Source organism: Solilutibacter silvestris, assembly GCF_002895945.1.
GTDB classification, from domain to species: domain Bacteria; phylum Pseudomonadota; class Gammaproteobacteria; order Xanthomonadales; family Xanthomonadaceae; genus Solilutibacter; species Solilutibacter silvestris.
The window spans coordinates 1,047,621-1,074,272 of record NZ_NPZB01000001.1 but is presented as its reverse complement, the minus strand read 5'-3'; the positions used below and the strand labels follow the sequence as shown (position 1 = coordinate 1,074,272).

The following is a 26,652-nucleotide window of genomic DNA, read 5'->3' as shown; positions in this document are numbered from 1 at the left end:
ATGTGGATGTCACTTCGCCGCCGCTTCCACCGGCACCTTGGGCAGATCGGTGGGCAACTTTGCGTCCGGCCGCGCGACGCGATACATCTCCCACGCGATCACCCGACCCAGCGCGCGCTTGTTGTCGCCGATGGTGTAGAGATCGCCATGGGTACGATCGGGCACGAAGCGGAAATCGGTCTTGGCGCCAACCGACTTCATCGCCGCCTGCAGCTTGCGCGCGGCGCCATCGAGATAGAACGTGTCTGCGGTGCCGACAATCAGATGGACCTTGCCATCGAGATCGGGCTTCAGCGTGTTCCATTGCGTGGTGATGCGATGGGCAACGTCGTAATGGTCGCGCCAGTAGGCGACCACATGCGGATCGACCGCGCCGCTGCGGCGATCGAACATCGGCATCGGCCGGCCATCGGTGCCACGCGGCGAGAACACCCATTCGAACGAGGCCATCTGCCCGCCCACCGGGCCCGTCACTTCCTCGAGCTTGGCGAACTGCTCGAAGCTGGCGATCACCTTGGCGTGGTCGCGCACCAGCGGGATCGGCGTGCCATCGGCGTGGTGGTAGACGTTCGCATTCGGCGCGTAGAGATCGGCGCCGGTGAAGTCGTGGAAATCGCCGGGATCAGGCGAAGTCGGCCATCCGCCGCCGAACACCTTGGGATAGCGCACCTGCAACCACAGCGACGCCCAGCCGCCGGAGGAATGGCCGGTGACGAAACGACTCGCCGCCTTGCCATCGGTGCGGTAGTCGCGATCGACCTGCGGAATCAGTTCTTCGGTGAGCGCCGCGCCCCATGGCCCGTTGTTCACCGAATCGGCGAATTCGTGGGTGCCGGTGGCGCTGGATTCGTCGAGGAACACCCAGATCATCGGCGGCGTGTCGCCCTTCTCCATGCTGGCCGAGGCCGATGCGGCACTGTACAACTGGGAACGCAGAGTGCCGCCGAAACCGTGGGTGGAATAGGCGACCGGATAATGGTCATTGCCCTTGTCATAGCCAGGCGGCAATACCACCCAGCCGCGCATGTGGATCGGACGGCCCCAGAACGCGCTCAGTTTCGGACTGACGATATCGAGCGGCTTCACGTGCGGTTTCGCCGCCGACATCTGCGCGCGCATCGCTTCGGGCATGCCTGCCGGAAGATCCCAATAGTCGCCCGCTGGCGGCTCGCGCTGGTCGAGCATCAACAGCGGAAGATCGCCCCCCTTGCCGAGGGTGATTTTCTGCGGCGTGCTGGAAATATCGTCGCTGCTGCCGCCGTAATTGTTGTCGCGCGCGGTATCGAGCACCGCCTGCACGTAGTAATCACCCGCCAGCAAGGCCGAAAGCCCGGACGGATACGCCATCGTTTCGGTATCGACCAGAAATGCTTTCCCGGCATCGATCCCCGGCACGTCCATGCCAATCAACGCGCCACCGGAATAGCCGAAGGGACTCACTTCGATATGCATCACCTTGCCGTCCTTCGCCGCCTTCTCCGCCGCGGCGGCCGGCTGCAGGCTGATCAAGAGGCGACCGGATGCAGCGGCACTGTTCGCAGGCAGTTCGACCCGCAATGGCGTTCCCGCCCATGCGCTCGTCCATACAAGCCCACTGGCGGCGATCAGGGCAACGGTCAACGCGTGGCGCGGCAACGACTTCGACATGGCACGACTTCCCCGGGGGCAATCGCCGGAGTGTGCACAAAACGATGGCCTGCGACATGTGCCACAGGCCATCTCCCCCTCCCCCGACCCTTCGTCCTTACTGCTTCGGCTGCCAGCGCACGCTGAACATCAACGTGCGGCCGGCCTGGTTGTACCAGCGCGCGGTTTCATAGGCCTTGTCGAAGATGTTCTGCGCGGTCAGTTGCAGCGTCCACGCGGCATCGGGGCGATAGGCCACGCGCAGGTCGCTGGTGGCGTAGCCGCCCATGCGCACGCGATTGGCCGGATCGTCGAAACGATGGCTGGCGCCGTTGATCGACGCACCAACGCTCCACTGGCCGAAACTGCGATCGGCATCAATGCGTGCGATGCGCTGCGGACGACGGTTCAACAGATTGTCGTAGGCCGAACCCGGCGTCTTGTTGCGCGGATCGAGCACGCTGGCCGTCGCGTTGATGTCCCACTTCGCCAGCGTGGTGCCGAGCGTTGCTTCGACGCCATTGATGCGTGCACGCTGGATGTTGTCGGGCATGCCCCACGGACTGCTCGGCGAGGTCAGGAATGGGTTGAACGCGATCAGGTCACGCAACTCGTTGCGATAGGCATGCACGCCCCAGCGCCCCCAATCGTGTGATCCGTCGACGCCGAGCTCGATGCTGCGCGAGGTTTCCGGCCGCAGGTTCGGGTTGCTGAAGCCGGGGTAGTAGAGATCGTTGAAGGTCGGCGCGCGGAAGGCGGTGCCGTAGTTCGCGCTCATGCGCAACGCCTTGGTGAGATCCCAACCCCAGGCGACGTGCCCGGTGTCATGCGTGCCGAACTGGCTGTTGTCTTCGTGGCGCGCGCCCAGCTGCAGATGCTGCGAACCGAAATCGCCGCGCCAGTCGGCGAACAGTGCATGGGTGTTGCGGCGAGTGGCATCGTAGGGCGTGTCGCTGACCAGCGAATCGCGCTGCCAATCGATGCCGACAGTGGCGAGATCGGTGCGCGTGCCGATATCGGCCTTCAGGCTGGCGCTGTCACGACGGGTGTTGATGAAGCCAACGAACCCGTACGGGCTGTAATTCTTCGCCTGGTCGTCGTTGCGACCGGCGTTGAGATCGATCGCCAGCCATTGCAGCGGCGCGTACTGCACATGGGCACCGGCGACCTGCTGCACGATCGTGCTGCGATTGGCCCAGGAACCGTCGTACTTGTTGTCGCCCTGGATGCGCATCACCCGCGCATCGGCCTTCCACGCTTCGTTGAAGCGATAGCCCAGCGCGACGTTGGCGGAACGATTGATGTAGCCATCGCGATCGGGTTCGATCACGCCACAACCGGCAAACGTGACCGGATCGCCATTGCAGGCATTGAAGCCGCGGGTGCGGTCATAAGCGACATTGGCGGAATACCAGAAACCACCGCGGCGACCATCGAGGCCGGCATCGCTCTTCAATGTGTCGTAGGTGCCGAGCGCAACACCGACATGCGGCGAGACGCCATCGGCCTGCGGCCGACGGGTGAAGATCTGGATCACGCCGCCGATCGCTTCCGAACCGTACAACGACGACATCGGGCCGCGCACGATTTCGACGCGTTCGATCTGCGCGACGGGAATGTCCTGCAGCGCCGACATGCCGGCGGAGACCGAACCGATCTTGACGCCATCGATCATCACCAACACCTGGCCGGGGCTGGTGCCGCGCAGGAACACGGCGGACAACTTGCCCTCACCGCCCTGGTTGTAGATGGCGAGACCGGGCTGGCCGCGCAGCAGTTCCGGCAGCGACGACGGTTGCAGGCGTTCGATGTCGGCACGCGTGATCGTGGTGCTGGCGGCGAGCGAGGCGGGACCGCGCTCGCTGCGGGTAGCGGTGACACTGACGGTGCCGAGCGTGCTGTCGTCGGCCTGTTGTGCGAAGGCCGACGAGGACGTGACGAGTGCCAACGCCACGACGAGCGCGCGGCGGGAAGGATTCTTGTGGGGTTGCATCGGTGTAGCTCCTGGTGCCCGCGCCTGCCCGCGCGGAGAGTCGAAAGAACGACATGCAGGAGCCAGCAACGGAAACACGGGCAAGCCGCGATCACCGCCACCATGCCCACCGCATGTCCGGGAATGCTTCGGCCGGTCTCCGGGCTCGCGAGCGTTGCGGACGCGGCGCCTTCCCATGCTCGAAGCACAGTGGCATTCGCCGATCCGGGGCCGAAATTCCTGGATGGAACCATCGACCCTGCTCGCCTACCGTTGCGGGGGCAGCTCCGGGTTTGCGCTGTCGTGATGCACGACGCGCGTACCGGATTCCCGTTTCAACCGCTCACGCGGTCACCGAGGCCCGCGCATTCTACCCGATCGCAGCCGGCTACACTTGGCACTGGCACCCGTTGTGCAAAATGAACGCATGAGCCTGCAACTCCACATCGACCTCGCCCGCTGGCTGCGCGACCGCCTTGACGACGGCACCACGCGCGAGCTGGTGATGGCTTCGATGCTCAATACCGGCTACGACGCGAAAACCACCGAGCAGGCCTGCGCGCTCGCCTTCGATACGCCGGAGAAACTCGACGACATCATCGCCAAGCAGGCCAAGGCCGCCGAGAACGCCAAGCCTCCCGCCACCTGGGCCGAGGAATTCACGCCCTCGCACACCATCGCGCTGGCGGAAGCGCGCAACCGCATTCCGGCCGACCATGGCGACATCCGCATCGTCGCGCGCTCGGGCCGCCCCTACGTGTTGGCACTGGGGAATTTCCTGACCGCCGACGAATGCCGCGAACTGATCGAGTACGCGCGCGGGCGCATGAGCCGCGCCACCGTGGTCAACAGCGTGGACGGTGGCGACGCCGTGGACGAACGCCGCACCAGCGAACTGGTGATGCTGCGTCTCGCCGAAACCGCGTTGATCGACCGCATAGACAAGCGCATCGAGGCGATGACCGGCATCCCGGTGCCACACGGCGAAGGCCTGCAGGTGATGCGCTACGGCGTCGGCGCGGAATACCAGGCGCACTACGACTATTTCGATTTCGCATCCCCCGGCGAGGCCATGCACCTCAAGTTCGGGCAACGCATCGCCACCCTGGTGATGTATCTCAACGACGTCGATGGCGGCGGCGAAACCATCTTCCCCAATGGCGACATCGAAGTGGTGCCGCAGACCGGCAACGCGGTCTATTTCGCCTACACCGACCGCGAGGGCCGCAGCGACACCATGTCGTTCCACGGTGGCGCGCCGGTGACCTCAGGCGAGAAATGGATCGCCACCAAATGGATGCGCGAACGCCCGTACCACAGCTGATGAGTACCCGTCTTCCTGGTTGACATCGCCGGAACAGGACTGCGCTATTGTTGCGCCACTCCGACTCCAGGTGCAGGACATGTCGAGCAAGCCTTCGATGCACACGCCGCTGGTCACACTCGATTTGCGCAGCGCCCGCCCCACCCAGATTGCATTGGGCATGGCCGAAGTCGACGACAAGCGCAAGGAATGGAAGGCGCTCGGTCGCAAGAAGCGCCAGGACATGATCGAATCGCATCTGTTTCCCGGCGTGCTCGGGCCGGACAAGGCGATCTACATCGTCGACCACCACCATCTCGGCCTGGCGATGCTGCTTGACGGCATCACCAGCGCACACGCGATGATCCAGCGCGACTTCTCCATGCTGGAAGGATCGGTGTTCTGGCGCACGATGGAGTACTACCGCTGGGCGCATCCCTATGATCGCGATGGCCATCGCGTCGCGTTCTCGGAAATCCCGGAGTCGCTCCGCGACATGCAGGATGATCCGTATCGCGCGCTGTCGGCCTATGTGCGCATGGGCGGCGGTTATTCCAAGGATGCACTGCCGTATTCGGAATTCCTGTGGGCGGACTTCTACCGTCCGCAGTTCAAGTTGAAAAAATCGCGGCCGGGCAAGGATGACATCAAGCATGCGATCAAGCTGGCGCAACAGCCGGCCGCATCCTATCTCCCTGGTTGGTCCGGTTCCCACCACGCGTGAGTGCGACAACGGACGCATCGGCACTACGCGGCGATTTGGTCGCCGGGGTGTCGGTCGCAGCGTTGCTGGTGCCGGAAGCGCTGGCCTATTCCGGCATCGCCGGACTGCCACCGAGTGCTGGCGTGGTCGCGTTGCTGGCTGGATTGCTCATCTACGCCGCACTCGGTCGCAGCCGCTTCGCCATCGTCTCCGGCACCTCATCGGCCGCGGCATTGCTCGCCGCCGATCTCGCCGCCAGCCATGCCGCGACGGATCGCGCCGCATTCGCCGCCACCCTGGTGATCGCCGCCGGCCTGTGTTTCGGTTTGGCGGCATTGCTGCGCCTGGGCGGATTGTCCAACCTGATCGCACGGCCAGTGTTGCGCGGTTACGGGTTCGGCCTGGCCTGCGTCATCACCATCAAGCAATGTGCGCATCTGGTGCAAGTGAGCACGCCACAGTCGTCGGCGCCGGACATCGTCATCGCCTTGTTGCAGGCCCATGCACAATGGTGGTGGCCGAGCCTTGCGAGCGGCGTCACCGCGCTGGTGTTGCTGTTCGTGTTCGCGCGCGTGCCGAAACTGCCCGGCGCGCTGATCGTTGCCGCGCTCGGCATCGCACTCTCGCCGTGGCTGTCCCTGCATGGCGTCGCGCTGGTCGGCCCATCGACATTGATGCCCACGTTCGCCGCACCTGCGTTGCCGGCGGCGGACGAATGGCTGGGTACGCTGCAATTGGGCGCGGCACTGGTGCTGGTGTTGTATGCGGAGTCGTACAGCGCGATCAGCGCGGCAGCGATCCGCCACGGCGATCCGGTGGAACGCAATCGCGACCTGTTCGCGCTCGCGGTCGCCAATGTCGCTTCGGGCGCGCTGCGCGGCCTCCCGGTGGGTGCCGGCTTCACCGCCACCGGCGCCAATGACGACGCCGGTGCGCAGACACGGCGCGCCGGACTGTTCGCGGCACTCGCCAGCGCCGTTCTTGTCGTGACATGTGCGCCGTTGATCGCGCGCATCCCGTTGCCGGTACTGGCAGCGATCGTCATCCATGCCGTATCGGGGGCGTGGGCGCCATCCGCATTCCGGCCCTATTTCCTGTGGCGGCGCGATCGCCTGCTGCTGATCGCCGCAGCCATCGCCGTGCTGGCATTCGGCATCCTCAACGGCTTGCTGATCGCCGTCGCGCTCAGCATCGTGCTGTGGCTGCACCAGGTGTCGACGCCGCGACTGAGCGTATTGGGGAGATTGCGCGACGGCCACGACTTCGTCCGCATCGATCAATATCCGGACACGCACGCGATTCCCGGCTGGCTGATCCTCCGTCCCGAGGAGCCGCTGTTCTTCGGCAATGCTGCGGCGATGCTCGATGTCGCACGCACGCGCGTAATGGATGCACGCAACATCAAGACCGTCGTGCTGAGCCTCGAGGCTTCGTCCGACCTCGATGGCACCTCGGTGGAGGTATTGGGCAACTTCGCGACGTGGCTGAGCCATCGCGGCATCGAACTGCGGATCGCCCGCGCGCGCCAGCACATTGCCGACCTGCTGGAACGCGCCCGCCTGCCCGACCTGCCGGCGGAAGCGCTCCACTACTGGAGCGTGGATGACGCCGTTTGCGGCGACGCAACAAATTTTGGTTGACCTCATCCGGAAGATGTGTTAACTGAAATTTAACCATCTTGTGCCGGAGTCATCACGATGCAGCGTCGTTCCCTGCTTTCCCTGGCGGTTGCCGCCAGCCTGCTCAGCCCCGCCGCCGTGCTCGCGCAAACCGCGCCGGCAAGCGCCCCCGCTCCCGCCGCCCAGCAAAGCCAGGGCGATCTCGACAAGGTGATCGTCACCGGCACCCGCGCCAGCAACCGGACGGTCGCGTCTTCGGCTGCACCGATCGACATCATCACGCCCGAGACCCTCGAGGCCACCGGCACCACCGAGCTGGCCACCGCGCTGGCACGCGCGCTGCCCTCGCTCAATTTCCCGCGCCCGGCGATCACCGACGGCACCGACGCCGTGCGTCCGGCGCAATTGCGTGGCCTCGCACCCGATCAGGTCTTGGTGCTGGTCAACGGCAAGCGCCGCCACACCACCGCGCTGATCAACCTCAACGGCAGCCAGGGCCGCGGCTCGTCGCCGGTCGATCTCAACGCGATCCCGATCTCCGCCATCGACCACGTCGAAGTACTGCGTGACGGCGCGTCCGCCCAATACGGTTCGGATGCCATCGCCGGCGTGATCAACGTGGTGCTGAAGAAGAATTCGTCGGGAGGTGACGCCAGCGCGCGCTACGGCCAATACAAGAAGGGCGACGGCAAGCAGTGGAACCTCGGCGCCGATGCCGGTTTCAAGCTCGGCAGCGACGGCTTCTTCAACGTCGCCGTGCAAGGCGGCCACCAGGACAACACCAATCGCGCCACTCCCTACAACGGGGTGGTTGAGCAGCGCTACGGCGACCCCGAAGTGAAGTCTGGCGCGTTCTCGTACAACGCCGAGCTGCCCTTGGCCGATGGCATCTCGCTGTACTCGTTCAGCACGTACAGCCGTCGCAACGTGTTGTCCAACGGTTATTTCCGCTGGGCTGGTGATATCCGCAACGACCGCAGCATCTATCCCAACGGCTTCCTGCCGCAGATCCACAACGTCAGCAAGGACGTCGCCTCGGTGCTTGGCCTGCATGCCAGCGCCTCGAATGGCTGGTTCCTCGATTTCAGCGTCGATCACGGCTACAACGACCTGTCCTTCAACATCGAGAACACGCTCAATCGCAGCCTCGGCTCCACGTCGCCGCACCAGTTCTATGCCGGATCGCTGCACAACGGCCAGACCGTGTTCAACGCCGATGCGACCAAGGACTACAGCGTGCCGTGGATGAAAGGTGGTCCGCTGACGGTGGCGTTCGGCCTGGAATGGCGCAAGGAAACCTTCGAGAGCACGCCGGGCGAACCAAACTCCTACGCCGATACCGGCCTGATGATCCCGGCGCTCGATGCCAACGGCAACCCGACCGGCGCGATGGTGCGCTCCTCCGGTGGTTCGCAGGTGTTCGCCGGCTTCAAGCCGCAGGACACCAGCCTGCACTCGCGCACCAGCCGCTCGCTCTACCTTGATCTGGAAGGCAACTTCACCGACAAGTTCTCCGGCGGTCTTGCCGTGCGCAACGAGCATTACAGCGACTTCGGCGATACCACCACCGGCAAGCTCTCGCTGCGCTATGCCTTCAGCCCGAAATTCGCGCTGCGCGGCACTGCATCCACCGGCTTCCGCGCACCGTCGTTGCAGCAGCAATATTTCCAGTCGACCTCGACCAACTTCGTCGGCGGCGTGCCGTATGACATCGTGACCTTCCGGGTCGACAACCCGGTGGCGATTGCACTCGGCGCGCAACCATTGAAGCCGGAGAAATCGACCAACTACGGCCTTGGCGCGGTGATCCAGCCGATGGCACGCATGTACCTCACCATCGATGCCTACCAGGTCACGGTCAAGGATCGCATCTACCTGTCCGAAAACCTGCTCGGCCCGGTCGGTGCGTATCTGGCGACGCAGGGCATCTTCAACGTCAACGGTGGCCGCTATTTCACCAACGCACTCGACACCCGCACCCGCGGCATCGATGTCGTCGGCGGTTATCGCTGGAAACTGACGGGCGGCAGCAGCTTCGACCTGACCGCCGGCTACAACACCAATCGCACCACCATCCAGCGCATCTCGCCGACCCCGGCCGCGCTGTCGGCGGTTGGCATCGGGCTGCAAACCATCGGCCGCACCGAGCAGGGTCGCGTGCAGTTCGGCGCGCCGCGCAACAAGTTCTCGCTCAATGGCACGTGGAAGGGCCAGCACTGGACCGCCAGCGCAACCGCGACCCGCTACGGCGAGTTCACCTCGTACGGAACGACTGCGGCCACCGACCAGACCTACAAGCCGAAATGGGTCGCCGACCTGTCGCTGGGCTATCGCGTGAAAGGTTGGGAATTTTCGGTCGGCGCTGACAACGTGTTCGACACCTACCCGGATCGCAGCATTCCCGGTTTCGGCACGCGCACCTATTTGCCCTACAGCACACAATCGCCGTTCGGCTTCAACGGCGCGTTCTACTACGGCAAGGTCAGCTACAGCTGGAAGTGATTTCCTCGCGACCACCGCAACACCAACAACGGGCCTCACGGCCCGTTGTTGGTTCTACTTCACGAACACCAGTTTCCCACCAACGGCATCGACCTTCACCACGTCGCCATTGCCGAACTTGCCAGACAGGATGTCCTGCGCCAGCGGGTTCTCGATCTGCTGCTGGATCGCGCGCTTGAGCGGGCGCGCGCCGTACACCGGATCGAAACCGACATTGCCGAGCAGGTCGAACGCCTTGTCGCTGAGCTCGATGCCGATGCCGCGCTCGGCCAGGCGCTTCTCAAGACCCTTGAGCTGGATCGCCGCGATCGACTTGATCTGCGCCTTGGTCAGCGGGTGGAACACCACGATGTCATCGAGGCGATTGATGAACTCGGGGCGGAAATGCGCCTGCACCACCGCCATGACCGCCGCCTTCATCTGCATGTAGGCTTCGGGCGAGTCATCGCTATCCATCTCCTGGATCTGGTGCGAGCCGAGGTTCGACGTCATCACGATCACGGTGTTGCGGAAATCGACCGTGCGTCCCTGGCCATCGGTGAGGCGACCATCGTCCAGCACCTGCAACAGGATGTTGAACACATCGGGATGCGCCTTCTCCACCTCGTCGAGCAGGATCACGCTGTATGGACGACGACGCACCGCCTCGGTCAGGTAACCACCTTCCTCGTAACCGACATAGCCCGGAGGCGCACCGATCAGCCGCGAGACGCTGTGCTTCTCCATGAACTCGCTCATGTCGATGCGCACCATCGCATCGGGTGAATCGAACAGGAAATCGGCCAGCGCCTTGGTCAACTCGGTCTTGCCGACGCCGGTCGGGCCGAGGAACAGGAACGAACCACTCGGCCGATTCGGGTCGGACAAGCCGGCACGCGAACGCCGCACCGCATCCGATACCACCTTGATCGCTTCTTCCTGGCCGACCACGCGCGTGCCGAGGTGCTGTTCCATCTTCAGCAACTTGTCGCGCTCGCCTTCCAGCATCTTGCTGACCGGGATGCCGGTCCAGCGCGCGACCACTTCGGCGATTTCCTCGGCGGTGACCTTGTCCTGCAGCAGCCTGAAGCCGCTCTTGTCGGCTTCGCGTTCCTGCGCCGTCTTCAACTCCTTTTCCAGCTCGGGCAGCGTTCCGTACTGGATCTCGCTCATCCGCGCAAAATCCTGCGTGCGTTGCGCGGCCTCCAGTTGCAGCTTGGCCTCTTCGATCTTCTCCTTGATCTTCGTCGTGCCCTGCAGCATCGCCTTCTCGGATTTCCAGATTTCCTCGAGGTCGTTGTACTCACGCTCGAGCTTGCCGATTTCGTCCTCGAGATCAGCCAGGCGCTTCTTCGATTCGGGATCCTTCTCCTTCTTCAATGCCTCGCGCTGGATCTTGAGCTGGATCAGGCGGCGTTCCTTGCGATCAAGCTCTTCCGGCTTGGAATCGATCTCCATGCGGATGCGCGATGCCGCTTCGTCCATCAGGTCGATGGCCTTGTCGGGCAACTGGCGATCGGCGATGTAGCGATTCGACAGCGTGGCCGCCGCGACAATCGCAGGATCGGTGATCTCGACGCCGTGGTGCACCGCGTACTTTTCCTTGAGCCCGCGCAGGATCGCGATGGTGTCCTCGACCGTGGGTTCGCCGACGAACACTTTCTGGAAACGCCGCTCCAGCGCCGCGTCCTTCTCGATGTATTTGCGATATTCGTCGAGCGTGGTCGCGCCGATGCAGTGCAGTTCGCCGCGTGCCAATGCCGGTTTCAGCATGTTGCCGGCGTCCATCGCGCCATCGGCCTTGCCGGCGCCGACCATGGTGTGGATCTCGTCGATGAAGAGGATGATCTGGCCCTCGTTCTTGGCGAGATCATTGAGCACGTTCTTCAGCCGCTCCTCGAATTCGCCACGGAACTTGGCGCCGGCGATCAACGCACCCAGATCGAGCGAGAGCAGGCGCTTGCCGCGCAGGCCTTCCGGCACTTCGTTGTTGACGATGCGCTGCGCCAACCCTTCGACGATCGCGGTCTTGCCGACACCCGGTTCGCCGATCAGCACCGGATTGTTCTTGGTGCGCCGTTGCAGCACCTGGATGCAGCGACGGATTTCCTCGTCGCGGCCAACCACCGGATCCATCTTGCCCTTCTCCGCGCGAGCGGTGAGGTCGATGGTGTATTTCTCCAGCGCCTGGCGCTGGTCTTCGGCATTTTCGTCCTGCACTTTCTCTCCTCCACGCATCTTGTCGATGGCCGCTTCCAATGGTGCGCGCTGTCCGCCCGCCGCCTTCAACGCACGCCCGCTATCACCACCATCATCCAGCAGGGCGAGCAGGAACAACTCGCTGGCGATGAAGCTGTCGCCGCGCTGCTGCGCCAGCTTGTCGGTGACGTTGAGCAGGCGTGCCAGGTCGTTGCCGACGCTGATGTTGCCGGCCTGCCCGCTGACTTTCGGCAACTTGTCGAGCGCCTCGACCACCCGCTCGCGCAGCACCGGTACATTGACACCGGCCTGCGCCAGCAACGGGCGCGTGCCGCCACCCTGCTGGTCGAGCAAGGCCAGCAGCAAGTGGGCGGGTTCGATGATGGTGTTGTCGCGGCCGACCGCCAGCGATTGCGCATCGCTGAGCGCCTGCTGGAACCGCGACGTGAGTTTGTCCATGCGCATGGAGAAATCCTCGATTGAATCGCCGCCTGCATGACGGCCAACAATATCCTGAAATGCGGCACTTGCGTGTAGTTTCAAGACACTGCTGCGGCCGGGCGATGCCTGCGTTATCGTCAGGTCAATTCCTCGCCCGAACCACGCCGACATGCCCCCGATCGCCCGTCTCGCCTGCGCCACGGTGTCCTGCCTGTTCCTCGCCATTCCCGCGTGGGCGGATGGGCTGTCGCCACCGGAACAGAAGATCGTCGCTGCGGTGGATGCCGGACAGGCGCGCGACATCGCCCTGCTGCAGCGACTGGTCGAGCAGAACAGCGGCACCTACAACCCGGCCGGCGTGGAAGCGGTGGCGCGGATGCTGCGCCCGGAATTCGAGGCGCTGGGCTTTCGCGTGCAATGGAAGCCGTTGCCGCAGACCAAACGCGCCGGTCACCTGATCGCCACCCACGCCGGTTCCGGCAACGGCAAGCGCATCCTGCTGATCGGCCATCTCGATACCGTGTTCGAAGCGGACAGCCCGTTCAAGGGATTCCGTCGCGACGGCATGCGCGCGATCGGCCCGGGCGTGGGCGACGACAAGGGCGGCGACGTGGTGATGCTCGCCGCGTTGCGCGCGATGCACAATGCCGGCACCCTGCGCGATGCCGACATCGAAGTGGTGCTGACCGGCGACGAGGAAGACGTCGGCAGCCCACTGGAAGTTGCTCGTGCTGATCTGATCGCCGCCGGCAAGCGCGCCGACGTCGCGCTGGATTTCGAGAACCTCGCGCGCGAGAACGGACATGACATGGGATCGATCGCGCGCCGCTCCTCCAACGTGTGGACGCTGACCGCGCGCGGCAAGTCCGGCCACAGTTCGGGAATCTTCTCGAAAGAGATGGGCGACGGCGCGATCTTCGAACTCGCGCGCATCATCACTGCGTTCCGCAACGAGCTTCCGGAAGCGAATCTCACCTTCAACGTCGGCTTGGTCGGCGGTGGCCAGGACGCGACATTCGATGCCGGGAAATCGCATCTCACCGCCAGCGGCAAGGACAACATCATCGCGCCGATCGCGCTCGCCCGCGGCGATTTCCGCACGCTCAGCGCCGAACAGACCAGGCGCGTGCGCGAAAAGATGCAGGCGATCGTCGCGCGCCATCTGCCGCAGACCGATGCGGCGCTGGAAGTCGAGGAACACTACCCGCCGATGGCGCCGACCACAGGGAACCATGGGCTGCTGGCGAAACTCAACGTCGTGAATCGCGATCTCGGCCTGGCGGACATGCGCGAACTCGATCCACTCAAGCGTGGTGCCGGCGATATTTCCTTTGTCGCCGCCGATATCGATGGCCTGATCGGCATGGGCGTCTCAGGATCGGGCAGCCATGCCCCGGGCGAGTCCGCCGATCTCGATTCGATTGCGCGTCAAGCCAAGCGCGCCGCGATCCTGATGACTCGTCTCGCGCAGACACCGCGCTGAGAACTTGCCCACGTTCCGAGCATTGGTATTCGTACGTATTCACTTTTTGTTCCGGCGCCGTTTAGGAACGACAACACTTCGACCGTTAGCATCGACGCATACATTCATGTTCAACCATGTGGTGCGGGGGGCGCCGCTCTACCGGAGAGCCCCGATGTTCGATGCCGTAGTGAGCGACTTGTCCGACCGTTACGGATTGGGCGATCGCAGCCCCGAGCTGTTTGGCCTGCTGGTCGGCTATATCTTCAATGATCGTCGCGGCGGCTTCGGCGGCTTCGTCGAAGGCTTTCGCGAACAGGGCCATGGCGAACTGGTCTCCGAATGGATCGGCAATCCCGCGAGTCAACGCCTGCTCAATGCCGGTGATGTCGGCACCGTGTTCGGACAGGGCCTGCTCAACGATTGGAGCAACCGCCTCGGCACCAGTCGCGCGACATTGGCAGCGGCGATCGCCGGCGTGTTGCCGCGATTGGTCGCCGAACTCACCCCGGGCCGACGCATGCCGGGTGCCGTCATATCGACACACTCGAATGAACAAAGGGTGGAGGACACTGTCGTTCCCGAAGAACCCGAACCGCATGTGATCCCGCTGGCGGAATCGCTGCGCCCGGTCGTGTCGCAACCAACTCCATCAACGACGATGCGCTCCCCGAATTCCATCCCCTTGGCGATGCCGACGGCCAGTCGCGCCGAGGCGATGGCGGCGGCGGTCGCAGGCGTCGCGCCTGCCGGGTTCGCCGCAACCACCGATCCCAGGCAATTCCACTCAAGGCCGCAGCCGCGCAAGCAAGGCGGCTGGGGTTGGCTGGTGTGGCTGATCGTGATCGCCTTGGTCGCAGGAGGCGTCTACTACGCGTGGTGGAGCGGCTTGCTCAATCCCTGGCTGAAGCAGCTCAACCTGCAGTGACCGCATCTGCCGGCTGCAGCCAACCTTCGTAGCGAATCAGCAGTCCGATCACCGGCAATCGCGCTTCGACGAAGAAGCGGTAACGGCCCGCCTCGTCTTCCGATTCGCGACAACGCACGCCATCGAACAATGTCGCCGGCAGCTGCATGATGCCGAACAGGCGCGCGCGTTCCACCGTCCACGCCAGTTCCTTGCCGATGCGCACCAGGCGTATACCGAACGTACATGGCCCGAGGCGTTCCACCAGCAATCCATCGCCAGCACGCAGGCGTGACTGCATCGCGGCCGTACCAAAGCGACGCCGCCAGACTTCGCCGTCAGCCGTGCTGTTGAAACGCACTTCGATCGGCGCGTCCTCCATCGTCGGCGGCAATCCGGCGATGCGCGCCAACAGCGCTTTCAACGGACCGCGGCCGCGGCGGACGCTGGCGACTCCCGCATGACGGAAGTCACCATGGCGACCGTGCAATTCCTTGATCGCCGGTGCCAGGTGAAAGAACTCGGCGCCAAGCAGGCGCTGGAACAAGGTGATGCTCAAGATTCGATCCATGCGAGCGTCGCCATCCGACCCGTGCGCTGGTCGCGACGATGCGAGAAAAATGTCCGTGATTCGGTGATGGTGCAATGGGTGCCGCCATGCACTTCGCGCACACCGGCGTCGGCGAGCCGTTGACGGGCGATGGCGTAGAGATCGATCAACCAGTGCCCGGGACGCGTCGGCACGAAGGCGGACTCGGCACGGCGATCATGGGCAAGAAAGGCGTCGCGCACGTCTTCACCGATTTCGTAGGCCTGCGGACCTGCGGCCGGCCCCAGCCATGCGATGCAATCGTGGGGCGATGTTTGCATCGCGGCGATGGTCGCTTCCAGCACTCCACCCGACAGGCCTTTCCAGCCGGCGTGCGCGGCCGCGATTTCGCTGCCATCGCGCGCGGCCACCACCACCGGCAAACAGTCGGCGGTGAGGATGGCGAGCACCACGCCGGGTGTCGAGGTCATGGACGCATCGGCTTCGGGTTCATCGGAATGCGACCCTTCTTTCTCGAAGCGCACGACAGCCGTTCCATGCACCTGCCGCAACCAGCGTGGCGATGACGGCAGTTCCAACGCGGCTTCAAGCAAGCGCCGATTCTCCAGCGCCGCGTCGACAGTATCGCCATTGCGCAGCCCAAGGTTGAGATGATCGAACGGTGCTTGCGACACCCCGAGCCCATGCCGCGTCGTGGTCACGACACGGACGCGTGGCGGCGCCGGCCAATCGGCTACGATCCACGCGCGGCTCATCGGCGGCCCGCGCTGGCCTCGTCGTGGGCGCGGGTGTCTTCGCGCAGCGCCTTCATCAATCCACGCATGTCCGCGGGCACATCGGCCTGGCAGCGGATGGTCACGCCGGTGATCGGGTGGGCGAATTCCAGCACTTCCGCGTGCAGGGCCTGGCGCTTGAAGCCGCGCAACGCCGCCGTCAACTCGTCCGTGGCGCCCTTGGGCAGTCGCAGCGCACCGCCGTAGAGCGGATCACCGACGATGGGATGCTTGATGTGCTGCATATGGACGCGAATCTGGTGGGTGCGTCCGGTTTCCAGCCGGCACTCCAGCGCGGTGTGCGCACGGTAGCGGTCGCGCAGTCGGTAATGGGTCACCGCGTCGCGGCCATCTTCGCGCACGGTCATGCGCAGGCGATCGCGCGGATGGCGATCGATCGCGGCATCGGCGGTGCCACCGGACACCATCGCGCCAACGACGATGGCGAGATATTGGCGATGGACATCGCGGGCGGCCAGCATCTCCACCAATTTTGTCTGCGCCGGCAGCGTGCGCGCCACCACCATCACGCCCGAGGTGTCCTTGTCGAGGCGATGGACCACGCCGGCTCGCGGCAGCGCCGCCAGCGAGGGATCGCGAAACAGCAAGGCGTTGACCAGGGTGCCATCGGGGTTGCCGGCGCCCGGATGCACCACCAGGCCTGCCGGCTTGTCGATCACGAAGAGATCGGCGTCCTCGTAGAGGATCGTCAGCGGGATGTCCTGCGGCTCGGCGTGGGTCTGGGCCTCCAGTACCACGGTCAGCGCGATCGCCTCGCCGCCGCGCAGGGTGTCGCGCGGGCGGGCGCCTTCGCCATCCACGGTGACGTTGCCGGACTTGATCCAGCCCGCCAGGCGCGCCCGCGAATATTGCGGGAACAGTTCGGCCAGGGTGGCGTCCAGGCGTTTGCCGGCCAGTGCGTAGGGCACGGTGGCGGCGAGGGTTTCGGAGTCTGTGGGTGCGGAGTCGGTCACGATTGGGGACGAGCTCGGATAATGGAGAGAGTCGGGTGGCGTTCATCCGGACGGACGGGCCACCGGATCGGCTGGGGTATTATCGCGGTTCCGCTTTCCCCGCGTCCTGCCTGCGATCCATGACCCTACGCCTGCGCTCCACCACACCGGCCATCGTGCTCCTGCTGACCCTGACCGTGGCCATGTCCGGTTGCAGCATGTTCGGCAAGTCCAAGAAGAAGGGCAAGGACGTCGAGGGCCAGCCCGTCGCGACGATCTACGACAAGGCGCACCAGCAGGTCATGAGCGGCAGCTACGGCAACGCCGAAGAGGACTTCAAGCGGCTGATCGCGCAGTACCCGTACGGGCCGTACGCCGAGCAGGCGTTGATGGAAATGGCCTACGCGCAGTACAAGTCGAACAACAACGACGACGCGATCTCCTCGATCGACCGCTTCCTGCGCACCTATCCGACCAATCGCAACGTGCCGTACATGTACTACCTGCGCGGATTGGCCAACCAGTCGCGCAACGCGGTGTTCCTGCAGCACGTGTTCGACCTCGACATGAGCCAGCGCGACCTCGCCGCGCCGATGCAGGCCTACAACGATTTCGGCCTGATCGTCGAACGCTTCCCCAACAGCCGCTACGCCGGTGACGCCCGCCAGCACATGATCTACCTGCGCGACCAGTTCGCGCGCTTCGAGCTCGGCACCGCTGTCTATTACCTGCGCCGCGACGCCTGGGTCGGTGCCGCCGACCGTGCCAAGTACCTGCTGGAAACCTATCCGCAGAGCAAGTACCAGAACGACGCCGTCGCCATCCTGGCCGAAGCCTACACGCGCCTCGGCAACAAGCCGCTGGCCGACGATGCCAAGCGCGTGCTGGCCCAGAACGATCCCCAGCATCCGTGGTTGAAGGGCGGCTGGCCGAAGGATTCGTCGATCTTCCATCGCCTGAATCCGTTCGCGCGCGGTGGCGACGAGGCGATCGGTCGTCATTGACCGCGGCGCATCGGATGCATGAAAAAACGGGACCTGCGGGTCCCGTTTTCGTTGGTGCTATCCGCGATATCCGTTGCTGATCGGATAGCGGCGCTCCTTGCCGAACGCACGCCGCGATACCTTCGGTCCGGGCGCGGCCTGATGACGCTTCCACTCGCTGATGCGCACCAATCGCACCACCCTGTCGACGATCGCGGGATCGAACCCTTCGGCGACGATTTCATCGCGCGACTGCTCCTGGTCGACATGGCGCAGCAGGATCGCGTCGAGCACGTCGTAGGGCGGCAGCGAATCCTGATCCTTCTGGTTCTCGCGCAATTCGGCGCTGGGCGGGCGCTCGATCACCGCGACCGGAATCTCCTCGCGACCAGCAACGGCATTGCGCCAGCGCGACAATGCGAACACCTCGGTCTTGTAGAGATCCTTGATCGGCGCGTAACCACCGCACATGTCGCCGTAGATCGTGGCGTAACCGACCGCGTATTCGCTCTTGTTGCCGGTGGTCAACAGCAGACCGCCGAACTTGTTGCTCATCGCCATCATCAGCGCGCCACGGATGCGCGACTGCAGGTTTTCCTCGGTGACATCGGCGTCCTTGCCGGCGAAGGTCTCGCGCAAGGTGTGCAGATAGGCCTCGAACGGCTGCTCGATCGGCAACGCCAGCAGGCGCACGCCCAGCGCATCGCACTGCTGCTGCGCGAGATCGTTGGAGAGATCGGCGGTATAGCGCGACGGCATCCGCACCGCGGTGACGTTCTCGGCACCCAATGCATCGACCGCCAGCGCCATCACCAATGAGGAATCGATGCCGCCCGACAGCCCAAGCCATGTCCTGGTGAAGCCGTTCTTGCCGCAGTAATCGCGAATGCCGCGCACGATCGCGCGCCACGCCAGGCTTTCGCGACTTTCGTCGGTTTCCGCCGGCCACTGCACACGCGTGAATTTGCGCGACGACGCATCGTAATCCGCGACCAGCCAGTGCTCGGCGAACGCTTCCGCCGCCGGATGCAGCGTGCCATCGCCATCGGCCAGCACCGATGCGCCATCGAACACCAGCGCATCCTGCCCGCCGACCACGTTGAGATAGGCGATACCCACGCCGTTGTCGCGGCTGCGTTCGGCCATCAAGGCATCGCGTTGTATAGACTTGTCGCGTTCGAACGGCGATGCATTCGGCACCAGCAGCAACCGCGCACCGGCCTTGACTGTCGATGCAATCGGTTCCGGGAACCACAGGTCCTCGCAGATCACCAACCCGACCGGCACGCCCTTGACCTCGAACACGCAGTCGTCGCGATCGGGGTCGACATCGAAATAGCGACGTTCATCGAACACCGCGTAATTGGGCAGTTCACGCTTGCGGTAGCTGCGGTCGATGCCGCCATCGCGCAATACGCTGGCAGCGTTGTAGACCACGGCGCCCGCCGACTGCGGCCAGCCGACGACAGCGACGATACCGCTAACCGATCTCGCCACGTCATCGAGGGCAAGCTCGCAATCGCGCAGGAACGACGGCCGGTACAGCAGGTCTTCGGGCGGATAGCCGGACACCGCGAGTTCCGGGAACATCACGATATCGGCGCGATGGACGTCGCGCGCTTCAGCGATCAAATCAATGATGCGCCGCGCGTTGCCAGCGACATCACCGACGGGGAAATCGAATTGCGCGAGCGCGATGCGGAGCCGATGCGTCATCGAATCAGATTCCTGAAATCAGCATGTCCAACGCGGCCATGATGACCGATCGCTCCCGGGACAAATCGACCACTTTCTTCCCGAGCATCCGCTTGGGTGCATTGGTGATTTGCGTGGTATCCAGCACCATGTTCTTGCCATCCACCTCAAGCAACGGCATCAACCGACTGATCGGCGTTCCTGCGCGCTCGATCGCGATCAACGGCACCACGACTCGCGAATCCACCATGCCGATCAAGTCGCTTTGCACGTTCAGCCAGTATGGAATCTGCTTCTTCGAGGCAGCGTCTGCATTGGCATAGACGAAGAACTGGCTCATGCCCCGGTTCTTGCCTTGAATGCGCGCACATGATCACCCGCCATCCCGTCTCGCTCGATGCGCGCGTTGTACGCGGCGATCGCCTCGCGATTTTCCTCCAGCCACTGCTCGCGCCTGCGGGCGCGCACGGCTTCGTCCAGCGCCTTTTCCAGCGTGGCCGACAGGTTGATGTCGAGCGCCTTGGCGTCATCGAGCAATTCGGCGTTGACGCTGAGGTTGGCCGAGCGCTTGTGACCTGCGACGGCAGTTTCACGGACACGCAATGCCATGGCAGATCTCCTGATTCGCATCATCAATGCGCATAACTTATGCGCATATCAATTGCGTGTCAACCATGAAAAAGCCGCCCGAAGGCGGCCTCTTCATTTTCCATTCCTCCCGCTCAGGGCTGCGGGTGCGGATAGATCGACGCGCCCTTGTACTGCGCCGGCGTCAGCATGTATGCAGGCATTCCCCCGCCTTGCCCGAATACAACCCGCAACCCGAACACGTTGTTGCGGAGCCCGTTGTACTCCTCGCGGCGGTAGTTGATGGTCATCTGCCAACCGCGTGCCAGCTCCAGGTCGAAACCACCACCCAGTGCCCACATCCTGTCGGCATACCCATGCAATGCCAGCAGGTAATCACCGGTTGCAGGTTGCACCGCGTAATTGATCGCCGCGTTGCCGCTGTTGCTCAAGGCATCGCGATATTCCAGCGACCAGAACGGACGCCAGGCATGGCCACCGAGCTTGCCGTGATAGCTGCCCTCGATGCCGACTGCGGCGAGGCTGGTCTCGATGCGCTGGCGGCGATACGCCAGGTCATAGATGCCGAGTCCGCTCTCCTGATACGCATCCAGCGTGGTGCGGTTGCCTTCGACGCGGCCGTAGCCCGTCAACTCGTAGCTGTCGTTGCGCTGCGTGTAACCGACGCTGAAGGAGCCGTACTGCTGGTTGCCCTTGCGCTGTGCCGATGTGGCGTCATTGGCGACATCACTCCAGCGTGTGAGGTTGAAGTCCAACTGCCCGACGCCGAACATGCCTTCGGCATACCAGTGCTCGTCGCCGCGCCACAAGCCGTAGAGGGTGAACGCACGATGCTTGGCATCCTGCTTGGAACGACCATCGTCGAAGTCGGTCGCCCCCCACCCAGAGCCGAGCGCCGCACCGAGCACGTAGTCACCAAAGGCGTGGTCCATGCCGAAGCTGATGCCGTCGCTGCGCAGGTTGTAGCCATCGCGGCCCGGCATGCCACTGCGCTGGCCATAGACGATGCTGCCGCCCAACCAGCCACCATTGATGCCACCAGCGCCGGCACCACCTGCTGCGCCCAATCCGACCGGCAACGACATGCCCGCACCACCGCGTCCACCGACACTCAAAGTCAGGCCGTTGTGGGAAGGCGTGCCCTTCTCCATGCGTAACTGGCGCATGCGATCGCGCACGTTGTCTTCCTGTGCGGAGGCAAAACGCAAGCTGGCATCGACCTGGGCCTGCAGGCCCGCAGCCACCGAGGGATCCTTGGTCGGATCCGGACGCGTATCCACGGTCAGCGTCGTACTCGCCGATCCAGCCGTGTAATTGGCGGTTGCCGCCTGCGTTGCCGTCAGCGTGGCGGTACCGCCGCCAACGATCGTCACCGTGCGTCCACTCACCGTCGCCACCGAGGTGTTGCTACTGGTGTAGATGAAAGCGCCCGTGCTGGTGCTGGTCGGCACCGGAAGATCGAATGCCGTTTCACCCTGCGTCTTGTGGATGGCGCCGATCCAGCCGATCACCGGACCTGACGCCGCGATGACGACATCCAGCTTCACCTGCGGTGCCGCGGTGTAGTTGGCATCCGTTGCCTGGTCTGCCGTCAACGAGCAGGTACCCGCGGACTTCATCGTCACCGTCGAACCACTGACCGTGCAAATGGTGGTCGTGGTCGATGCGAACACCACCGGACTGGTCGATGCACCTGCGGTCGCGGAGATCGCGAACGTCCCATTCGGTGCGAACACTGGTGCAACTGGATTGGCCTTGAAGTTGGTGATCGCCTGCGCCGCCGCCGTGATCGTCACATCCAGCTTCACTTGCGTTGCCGCGATGTAGTTGGCATCCGCCGCCTGGTCCGCCGTCAGCGAACACGTGCCCGCGGACCTCATCGTCACCGTTGAGCCGCTCACGGTGCAGACGTTGGTCGTGGTTGATGCGAACACCACCGGGCTGGTCGATGCGCCACCCGTCGCACTGATCGCGAAGCCGCCATTCGGTGCAAACACCGGTGCTGCAGGATTGGCCTTGAAGTTGGTGATCGCCTGCGTCGCCGCCGTGATCGTCACATCCAGCTTCACTTGCGTTGCCGCGGTGTAATTGGCATCCGCTGCCTGGTCCGCCACCAGCGAACACGTGCCCGCGGACTTCATCGTCACCGTTGAGCCGCTCACGGTGCAGATACTGGTCGTGGTCGATGCGAACACCACCGGACTGGTTGATGCACCACCCGTCGCACTGATCGCGAAGGTGCCGTTCGGCGTGAACACTGGTGCAACCGGGTTGGCCTTGAAGTTGATGATCGCTTGGGTAGCAGCGGCGACCGTGATCGAAACGCTGGCCGAACCCGTCGAGCCGTAGGCATCCGTCGCCGTGATGGTGAAGTTGAAGGTTCCCGCAGTGGTCGGTGTTCCCGACAGCGTCCCGCCACTATTCAGCGATATCCCTGCCGGCAACGCGCCCGCCGTCAGCGAATACATGTAGGGCGTGCTGCCGCCACTCGCCGTGAACGTCTGTGTCGGATAGGCCGTCGCCACGGTCGCGCTCGGCAGCGTTGTCGGCGTCAGTGTGATCGTCGGTGAACCCACTGCCAGCGCATACGCGTGACTTCCGGTGAAGCCGAATCCATCCGTCGCCGTGACGGTGAAGTTGTAGTTGCCCGGGACAGTCGGTATTCCTGCCAACGCACCGCTGCTGTTCAACGACACGCCTGTTGGCAACGCACCTGCCAGCGAATACGTGTAACTGCCATTGCCACCGCTTGCAGTGATCGTCTGGCTGTATGCAACTCCCACCGTCGAGGCTGGCAGCGATACCGGCGACAACGTGATTGTTGGCGCACTGATCACCAGCGTATACGCCTGGCTACCAGTGAAGCCATGAGCATCGGTTGCCGTGACCGTGAAGTTGAACGTGCCTGCGGCGGTCGGCGTTCCCGACAACGTACCGGCACCGCTCAGCGCGACTCCTGGCGGCAATGCACCGGCGGCGAGCGAATAGCTGTATGGCGCAGTTCCGCCACTGGCCGTGATGGTCTGGCTGTAGGCGACGCCTGCCGATGCATTGGGCAACATCGACGGCGACACGCTGATCGTCGGCGCAGTGATCGTCAGCGTGTAGTTCCGGCTGATCGAGAATGGAGAACCTGTGCCGGTGCTGCTGTCGGTCGCCCTCACCGTGAAGGTGAACGTCCCGGCGACCGTCGGTGTTCCTGACAGCACACCAGCGTTACTCAGCGAAAGGCCAGCAGGCAACGCACCGGCGACGAGCGAATAACCATATGGAGCAGTTCCGCCGCTGGCCGTGATGGTCTGGCTGTAGGCGATTTCCGCGATTCCAGTCGGCAACGGCGATGCGGGATTCAATGCCAGCGTTGGCACAACCACAACGGTTGAATATGCCTGACTGCCGGTGAAACCGTTCGCGTCGGTTGCCTTCACGGTGAAATTGAAACTGCCCGAAGCAGTCGGCGTGCCTGACAGCACACCTGCGCTGCTCAACGCAATGCCCGTTGGCAGTGCGCCACCGCTCAATGCATAGGTATATGGCGCAGTACCGCCAGTGGCCGTGATCGTGGTGTTGTAGGACACGGCAACTTGCGGGTTCGGCAACGATGCTGGCGATACCACAATCGACGGTGCGGAAATCGTGAGCACATAGGCACGGCTCCCCGTATACGGCCCGGCACCCGCGGACGAATCGGTTGCGGTCACGGTGAGATTGAACGTGCCACTTGTGACCGGCGTGCCCGACAACTGCCCACCGCTGCCCAAGGTAATGCCTGCCGGCAATGCACCAGCGGTCACGGCGTAGCTGTAGGACGCAGTCCCGCCACTGGCCGTGATCGTCTGGCTGTAGGTCGTACCAACCGCGCCAGCGGGCAACGATGCCGGAGAGATCGTGATCGTCGGCGCATTGACTGTCAACGAGTAGGCACGACTGCCAGTGAACGGTGTACCCGTGCCAGTGGACGAATCGGTCGCAGTCAACGTGAAGTTGTACGTGCCACCTGCAGTCGGCGTTCCCGACAACACCCCGGTACTGCTGTTCAGCGACATGCCAGCTGGCACTGCGCCTGCAGTGACAGCATAGCTGTATGGCGAAGTGCCACCACTGGTCGTGATCGTTGCGTTGTAGGCTGCCCCGACGGTTGCGCTCGACAGCGTTGTCGGCGACACCGTGATGCTCGTCGGATTCACAGTGATCGTGACCGTTGCCGGCGCCGACGTGCCCGAAGCATTGGTCGCGGTGTAAGTGAAACTGTCCGGACCGCTGTAGCTTGCGGTCGGGGTGTAAGTGATCGAAGTGCCCGATGTCGTGGCCGTGCCGTGCGCTGCCGCCGTCGCGATCGCGACGCTGGTCGGCACGCCGCCAGTGAGGCTCAACGTGATTGGATTGTTGCTGCTGCCATACGCCACCGTGGCACTGACGGCATTGGCTACAGGCGCGGCGATGTAGGTGTACTGATCGGCAGCGCTGGTCGCGCTGGTGCCGCCGCTTGTGGTCACGCGGACATCGACCGTACCGGTTCCGGCAGGCGCCGTGGCAGTGATCGACGTAGCGCTGTTGATGGTGAAACCGAACGCGGCGGTTGCGCCGAAGGTCACCGCGGTCGCGCCGCTGAAGTTGGCTCCGCTGATCGTCACCGATGTGCCGCCCGCGGGCGATCCCGATGTGGGCGAGATCGATGTCACCGTCGGTGCGGGCATATAAGTGTACTGATCTGCCGCGCTGGTCGGGCTGGTACCGCCCGGCGTGGTCACAGTCACGTCGTACGTGCCTGCCGGGTTTGCAGGCGTAGTCGCGGTGATCTGGGTGGCGCTGTTGACGGTGTAGGAAGCAACGGTCGCCCCGAATTTCACCGCGCCAGATCCCGGTGCGTAGTTGAATCCGGCGCCCGTAATGACGACAGTGGCGCCACCGCCAGTCGGCCCGGCTATCGGCGAGATCGCCGTGACTGTCGGTGTGGGGACGTAGGTATATTGATCCGCCGCGCTGGTCGCGCTGGTGCCGCCAAGCGAGGTCACAGTGACGTCAACCGTTCCGGCCCCCCCCGCCGGTGAGGTCGCGGTGATCTGGGTATTGCTGTTGATGGTGTAGGACGCCGTGGTCGCACCGAACTTCACGGCACCTGTCGGGGGTGCCGACGCGAATCCGTTACCGGTGATGACGACTGTGGTTCCGCCACTCGTCGGGCCGGACGTCGGCGAGATCGCTGTCACCGTCGGTGCAGGCGCGTAGGTGTATTGATCCGCCGCACTGGTCGCACTGGTGCCACCAAGCGTGGTCACCATCACGTCGACCGTTCCGACTGCCCCCGCCGGTGAGGTCGCGGTGATCTGGGTATTGCTGTTGACGGTATAGGACGCGTTGGTCGCGCCAAACTTCACCGCGCCGGCCGAAGGTGCTGCTGCGAAACCGGTGCCGGTGATCACGACCGTGGTGCCACCGCCAGTTGGCCCGGACGTCGGCGAGATCGATGTCACCGTGGGCGGCGCCACATAGGTGTACTGATCTACCACGCCTGTCGAGCTGGTGCCACCAGGCGTGGTCACCGTCACGTCGACGATACCGACGGCTCCGGCAGGTGCCGTGGCCAATATCTGCGAGTCGTTGCTGATCGTGAATGTTGCAGACACCCCGCCGAAATTCACGGCGGTGGCCCAGGCCAGCCCTGTCCCGTTGATCACCACGGTGTTGCCGCCGGTCAAAACACCCTTGGCAGGCGACAAGCCGGTTACGGTCGGTGGGGAAGCCGCCACGTAGGGAACGGTCAGTGTATTGGTCGTTCCAGAACGCGCTGCCCCAGTCGGCCGCGTCGCACGCCAACGGCCCAAAGCTGATATGTGACCCAATGCGACGTCCATTGCTGTCGTCGTGTAGGTGAAAGTACACACGGCGGACGACATGATCGCTGTAGTTCCTGCCGGACAGTTCAAGGCCGACATGCCCGCAGGACTGCCACTGGTAAATACAAGGCTGTCGATGTCGGTGTTACCAGTCCAGAGCGTGACCTGGAACGTCAGCGTCTGTCCTGCGGCGGTGAAATATGTGGCCGGGCTGGCGCCGCTGATGGTGACTGTAGTAGCGTTTTGTGCGAGAGCCTGAATCGGCAGCATCGTCGCCAACATCAGCAGGGAAATCGCCCAAAGTCGCCGCGCGACTCCCCATACCGCACAAACACGACGCGAACGCCGGCCCAAGTCCGATGTGTTCATTACAGAAATCCCCTGTGCCACGCGTACTCCGCGCGCGTTCATCAAGGTTAATCCCGCCTCCGGAATACCGGCACCCCTGAAATCAGGTGTTCGCCTGCTTGAGTGACGAAAACGAGAAAGGCCGCACAAGGCGGCCTTCCACGTTTACCGATTTGTGCGCGCCGACCCGATCAGGATCGGACGCACATGAC

At 64.0% G+C, this 26,652-nt stretch carries 17 protein-coding genes and 1 riboswitch; of the genes, 7 read left to right on the top strand and 10 right to left on the bottom strand.

The window, feature by feature from the left end; genetic code table 11:
- Positions 1–9 precede the first annotated feature (9 nt).
- Both Lysil_RS04855 and btuB read right to left on the bottom strand, forming a co-directional pair.
- Positions 10–1,647 (bottom strand): alpha/beta hydrolase-fold protein, encoded by a 1,638-nt coding sequence (locus tag Lysil_RS04855; RefSeq protein ID WP_240600120.1) that lies wholly within the window; start codon positions 1,645–1,647, stop codon positions 10–12.
- A 97-nt stretch (positions 1,648–1,744) separates the two neighbouring features.
- A complete protein-coding gene (btuB, locus tag Lysil_RS04850; RefSeq protein ID WP_103074392.1) occupies positions 1,745–3,619 on the bottom strand; it encodes a TonB-dependent vitamin B12 receptor in 1,875 nt (624 codons plus the stop codon).
- 113 nt (positions 3,620–3,732) lie between these two features.
- A riboswitch (cobalamin riboswitch) is annotated at positions 3,733–3,972 on the bottom strand.
- A 53-nt stretch (positions 3,973–4,025) separates the two neighbouring features.
- On the opposite strand from btuB, the gene Lysil_RS04845 reads away from it, so the two are divergent.
- The 4 genes from Lysil_RS04845 (at position 4,026) to Lysil_RS04830 (ending at position 9,725) form a co-directional block, all read left to right on the top strand.
- Positions 4,026–4,922 (top strand): 2OG-Fe(II) oxygenase, encoded by an 897-nt coding sequence (locus Lysil_RS04845; protein WP_103074391.1) that lies wholly within the window; start codon positions 4,026–4,028, stop codon positions 4,920–4,922.
- A 79-nt stretch (positions 4,923–5,001) separates the two neighbouring features.
- Positions 5,002–5,625: a ParB-like protein gene (locus Lysil_RS04840; protein ID WP_103074390.1), complete on the top strand. Its 624-nt coding sequence runs from the start codon at positions 5,002–5,004 to the stop codon at positions 5,623–5,625.
- The gene (locus tag Lysil_RS04835) at positions 5,622–7,244 is read left to right on the top strand and encodes a SulP family inorganic anion transporter (RefSeq protein ID WP_103074389.1); all 1,623 of its coding nucleotides are present in this window, start codon (positions 5,622–5,624) and stop codon (positions 7,242–7,244) included. The genes Lysil_RS04840 and Lysil_RS04835 overlap by 4 nt, the downstream gene beginning before the upstream one ends.
- 57 nt (positions 7,245–7,301) lie before the next feature.
- Positions 7,302–9,725 (top strand): TonB-dependent receptor plug domain-containing protein, encoded by a 2,424-nt coding sequence (locus Lysil_RS04830; protein WP_103074388.1) that lies wholly within the window; start codon positions 7,302–7,304, stop codon positions 9,723–9,725.
- A 54-nt stretch (positions 9,726–9,779) separates the two neighbouring features.
- Here the strand turns inward: Lysil_RS04830 and clpB are convergent, their stop codons facing one another.
- Positions 9,780–12,368, bottom strand: a complete 2,589-nt coding sequence (gene clpB, locus Lysil_RS04825) for an ATP-dependent chaperone ClpB (protein ID WP_103074387.1) — start codon at positions 12,366–12,368, stop codon at positions 9,780–9,782.
- A 145-nt stretch (positions 12,369–12,513) separates the two neighbouring features.
- Here clpB and Lysil_RS04820 point away from each other — a divergent pair, with 145 nt between their 5' ends.
- Positions 12,514–13,827, top strand: a complete 1,314-nt coding sequence (locus Lysil_RS04820; RefSeq protein WP_103074386.1) for a M20/M25/M40 family metallo-hydrolase — start codon at positions 12,514–12,516, stop codon at positions 13,825–13,827.
- A 154-nt stretch (positions 13,828–13,981) separates the two neighbouring features.
- The gene (locus Lysil_RS04815; protein ID WP_165782383.1) at positions 13,982–14,734 is read left to right on the top strand and encodes a YidB family protein; all 753 of its coding nucleotides are present in this window, start codon (positions 13,982–13,984) and stop codon (positions 14,732–14,734) included.
- Here Lysil_RS04815 and Lysil_RS04810 read toward each other — a convergent pair.
- Genes Lysil_RS04810 through rluD form a run of 3 tightly spaced genes read right to left on the bottom strand, consistent with a single transcriptional unit; the run spans position 14,721 to position 17,013 of the window.
- The gene (locus tag Lysil_RS04810; protein WP_103074384.1) at positions 14,721–15,284 is read right to left on the bottom strand and encodes a DUF4166 domain-containing protein; all 564 of its coding nucleotides are present in this window, start codon (positions 15,282–15,284) and stop codon (positions 14,721–14,723) included. The two genes, Lysil_RS04815 and Lysil_RS04810, sit on opposite strands and share 14 nt — an antisense overlap.
- The gene (gene pgeF, locus Lysil_RS04805; protein ID WP_103074383.1) at positions 15,269–16,018 is read right to left on the bottom strand and encodes a peptidoglycan editing factor PgeF; all 750 of its coding nucleotides are present in this window, start codon (positions 16,016–16,018) and stop codon (positions 15,269–15,271) included. Before pgeF ends, Lysil_RS04810 begins: the two co-directional genes overlap by 16 nt.
- Complete coding sequence (rluD, locus tag Lysil_RS04800; RefSeq protein ID WP_425477148.1) at positions 16,015–17,013, bottom strand: 23S rRNA pseudouridine(1911/1915/1917) synthase RluD; 999 nt, start codon at positions 17,011–17,013, stop codon at positions 16,015–16,017. The genes pgeF and rluD overlap by 4 nt, the downstream gene beginning before the upstream one ends.
- Before the next feature lie 116 nt (positions 17,014–17,129).
- Here rluD and Lysil_RS04795 point away from each other — a divergent pair, with 116 nt between their 5' ends.
- Positions 17,130–17,993, top strand: a complete 864-nt coding sequence (locus Lysil_RS04795; RefSeq protein WP_103074382.1) for an outer membrane protein assembly factor BamD — start codon at positions 17,130–17,132, stop codon at positions 17,991–17,993.
- A 57-nt stretch (positions 17,994–18,050) separates the two neighbouring features.
- Here the strand turns inward: Lysil_RS04795 and Lysil_RS04790 are convergent, their stop codons facing one another.
- The 4 genes from Lysil_RS04790 to Lysil_RS04775 form a co-directional block, all read right to left on the bottom strand.
- A complete protein-coding gene (locus Lysil_RS04790; RefSeq protein WP_103074381.1) occupies positions 18,051–19,688 on the bottom strand; it encodes an NAD+ synthase in 1,638 nt (545 codons plus the stop codon).
- Between the two features lie 4 nt (positions 19,689–19,692).
- Entirely contained in the window at positions 19,693–20,007 is a 315-nt protein-coding gene (locus Lysil_RS04785) for a CcdB family protein (protein ID WP_103074380.1), read from the bottom strand.
- Positions 20,004–20,276 carry a type II toxin-antitoxin system CcdA family antitoxin gene (locus tag Lysil_RS04780; protein WP_103074379.1) on the bottom strand — a complete coding sequence of 91 codons (273 nt, stop codon included), beginning with the start codon at positions 20,274–20,276 and terminating at the stop codon, positions 20,004–20,006. The genes Lysil_RS04785 and Lysil_RS04780 overlap by 4 nt, the downstream gene beginning before the upstream one ends.
- A 113-nt stretch (positions 20,277–20,389) precedes the next feature.
- Positions 20,390–26,005: a putative Ig domain-containing protein gene (locus tag Lysil_RS04775; RefSeq protein WP_205756858.1), complete on the bottom strand. Its 5,616-nt coding sequence runs from the start codon at positions 26,003–26,005 to the stop codon at positions 20,390–20,392.
- Positions 26,006–26,652 lie beyond the last annotated feature (647 nt).

Coding starts and splice junctions, on each gene's coding strand:
- Lysil_RS04855 (WP_240600120.1), bottom strand. CDS start 1,647: ATGTCGAAGTCGTTGCCGCGCCACGCGTTGACCGTTGCCCTGATCGCC.
- btuB (WP_103074392.1), bottom strand. CDS start 3,619: ATGCAACCCCACAAGAATCCTTCCCGCCGCGCGCTCGTCGTGGCGTTG.
- Lysil_RS04845 (WP_103074391.1), top strand. CDS start 4,026: ATGAGCCTGCAACTCCACATCGACCTCGCCCGCTGGCTGCGCGACCGC.
- Lysil_RS04840 (WP_103074390.1), top strand. CDS start 5,002: ATGTCGAGCAAGCCTTCGATGCACACGCCGCTGGTCACACTCGATTTG.
- Lysil_RS04830 (WP_103074388.1), top strand. CDS start 7,302: ATGCAGCGTCGTTCCCTGCTTTCCCTGGCGGTTGCCGCCAGCCTGCTC.
- clpB (WP_103074387.1), bottom strand. CDS start 12,368: ATGCGCATGGACAAACTCACGTCGCGGTTCCAGCAGGCGCTCAGCGAT.
- Lysil_RS04820 (WP_103074386.1), top strand. CDS start 12,514: ATGCCCCCGATCGCCCGTCTCGCCTGCGCCACGGTGTCCTGCCTGTTC.
- Lysil_RS04815 (WP_165782383.1), top strand. CDS start 13,982: ATGTTCGATGCCGTAGTGAGCGACTTGTCCGACCGTTACGGATTGGGC.
- Lysil_RS04810 (WP_103074384.1), bottom strand. CDS start 15,284: ATGGATCGAATCTTGAGCATCACCTTGTTCCAGCGCCTGCTTGGCGCC.
- pgeF (WP_103074383.1), bottom strand. CDS start 16,018: ATGAGCCGCGCGTGGATCGTAGCCGATTGGCCGGCGCCGCCACGCGTC.
- Lysil_RS04795 (WP_103074382.1), top strand. CDS start 17,130: ATGACCCTACGCCTGCGCTCCACCACACCGGCCATCGTGCTCCTGCTG.
- Lysil_RS04790 (WP_103074381.1), bottom strand. CDS start 19,688: ATGACGCATCGGCTCCGCATCGCGCTCGCGCAATTCGATTTCCCCGTC.
- Lysil_RS04785 (WP_103074380.1), bottom strand. CDS start 20,007: ATGAGCCAGTTCTTCGTCTATGCCAATGCAGACGCTGCCTCGAAGAAG.
- Lysil_RS04780 (WP_103074379.1), bottom strand. CDS start 20,276: ATGGCATTGCGTGTCCGTGAAACTGCCGTCGCAGGTCACAAGCGCTCG.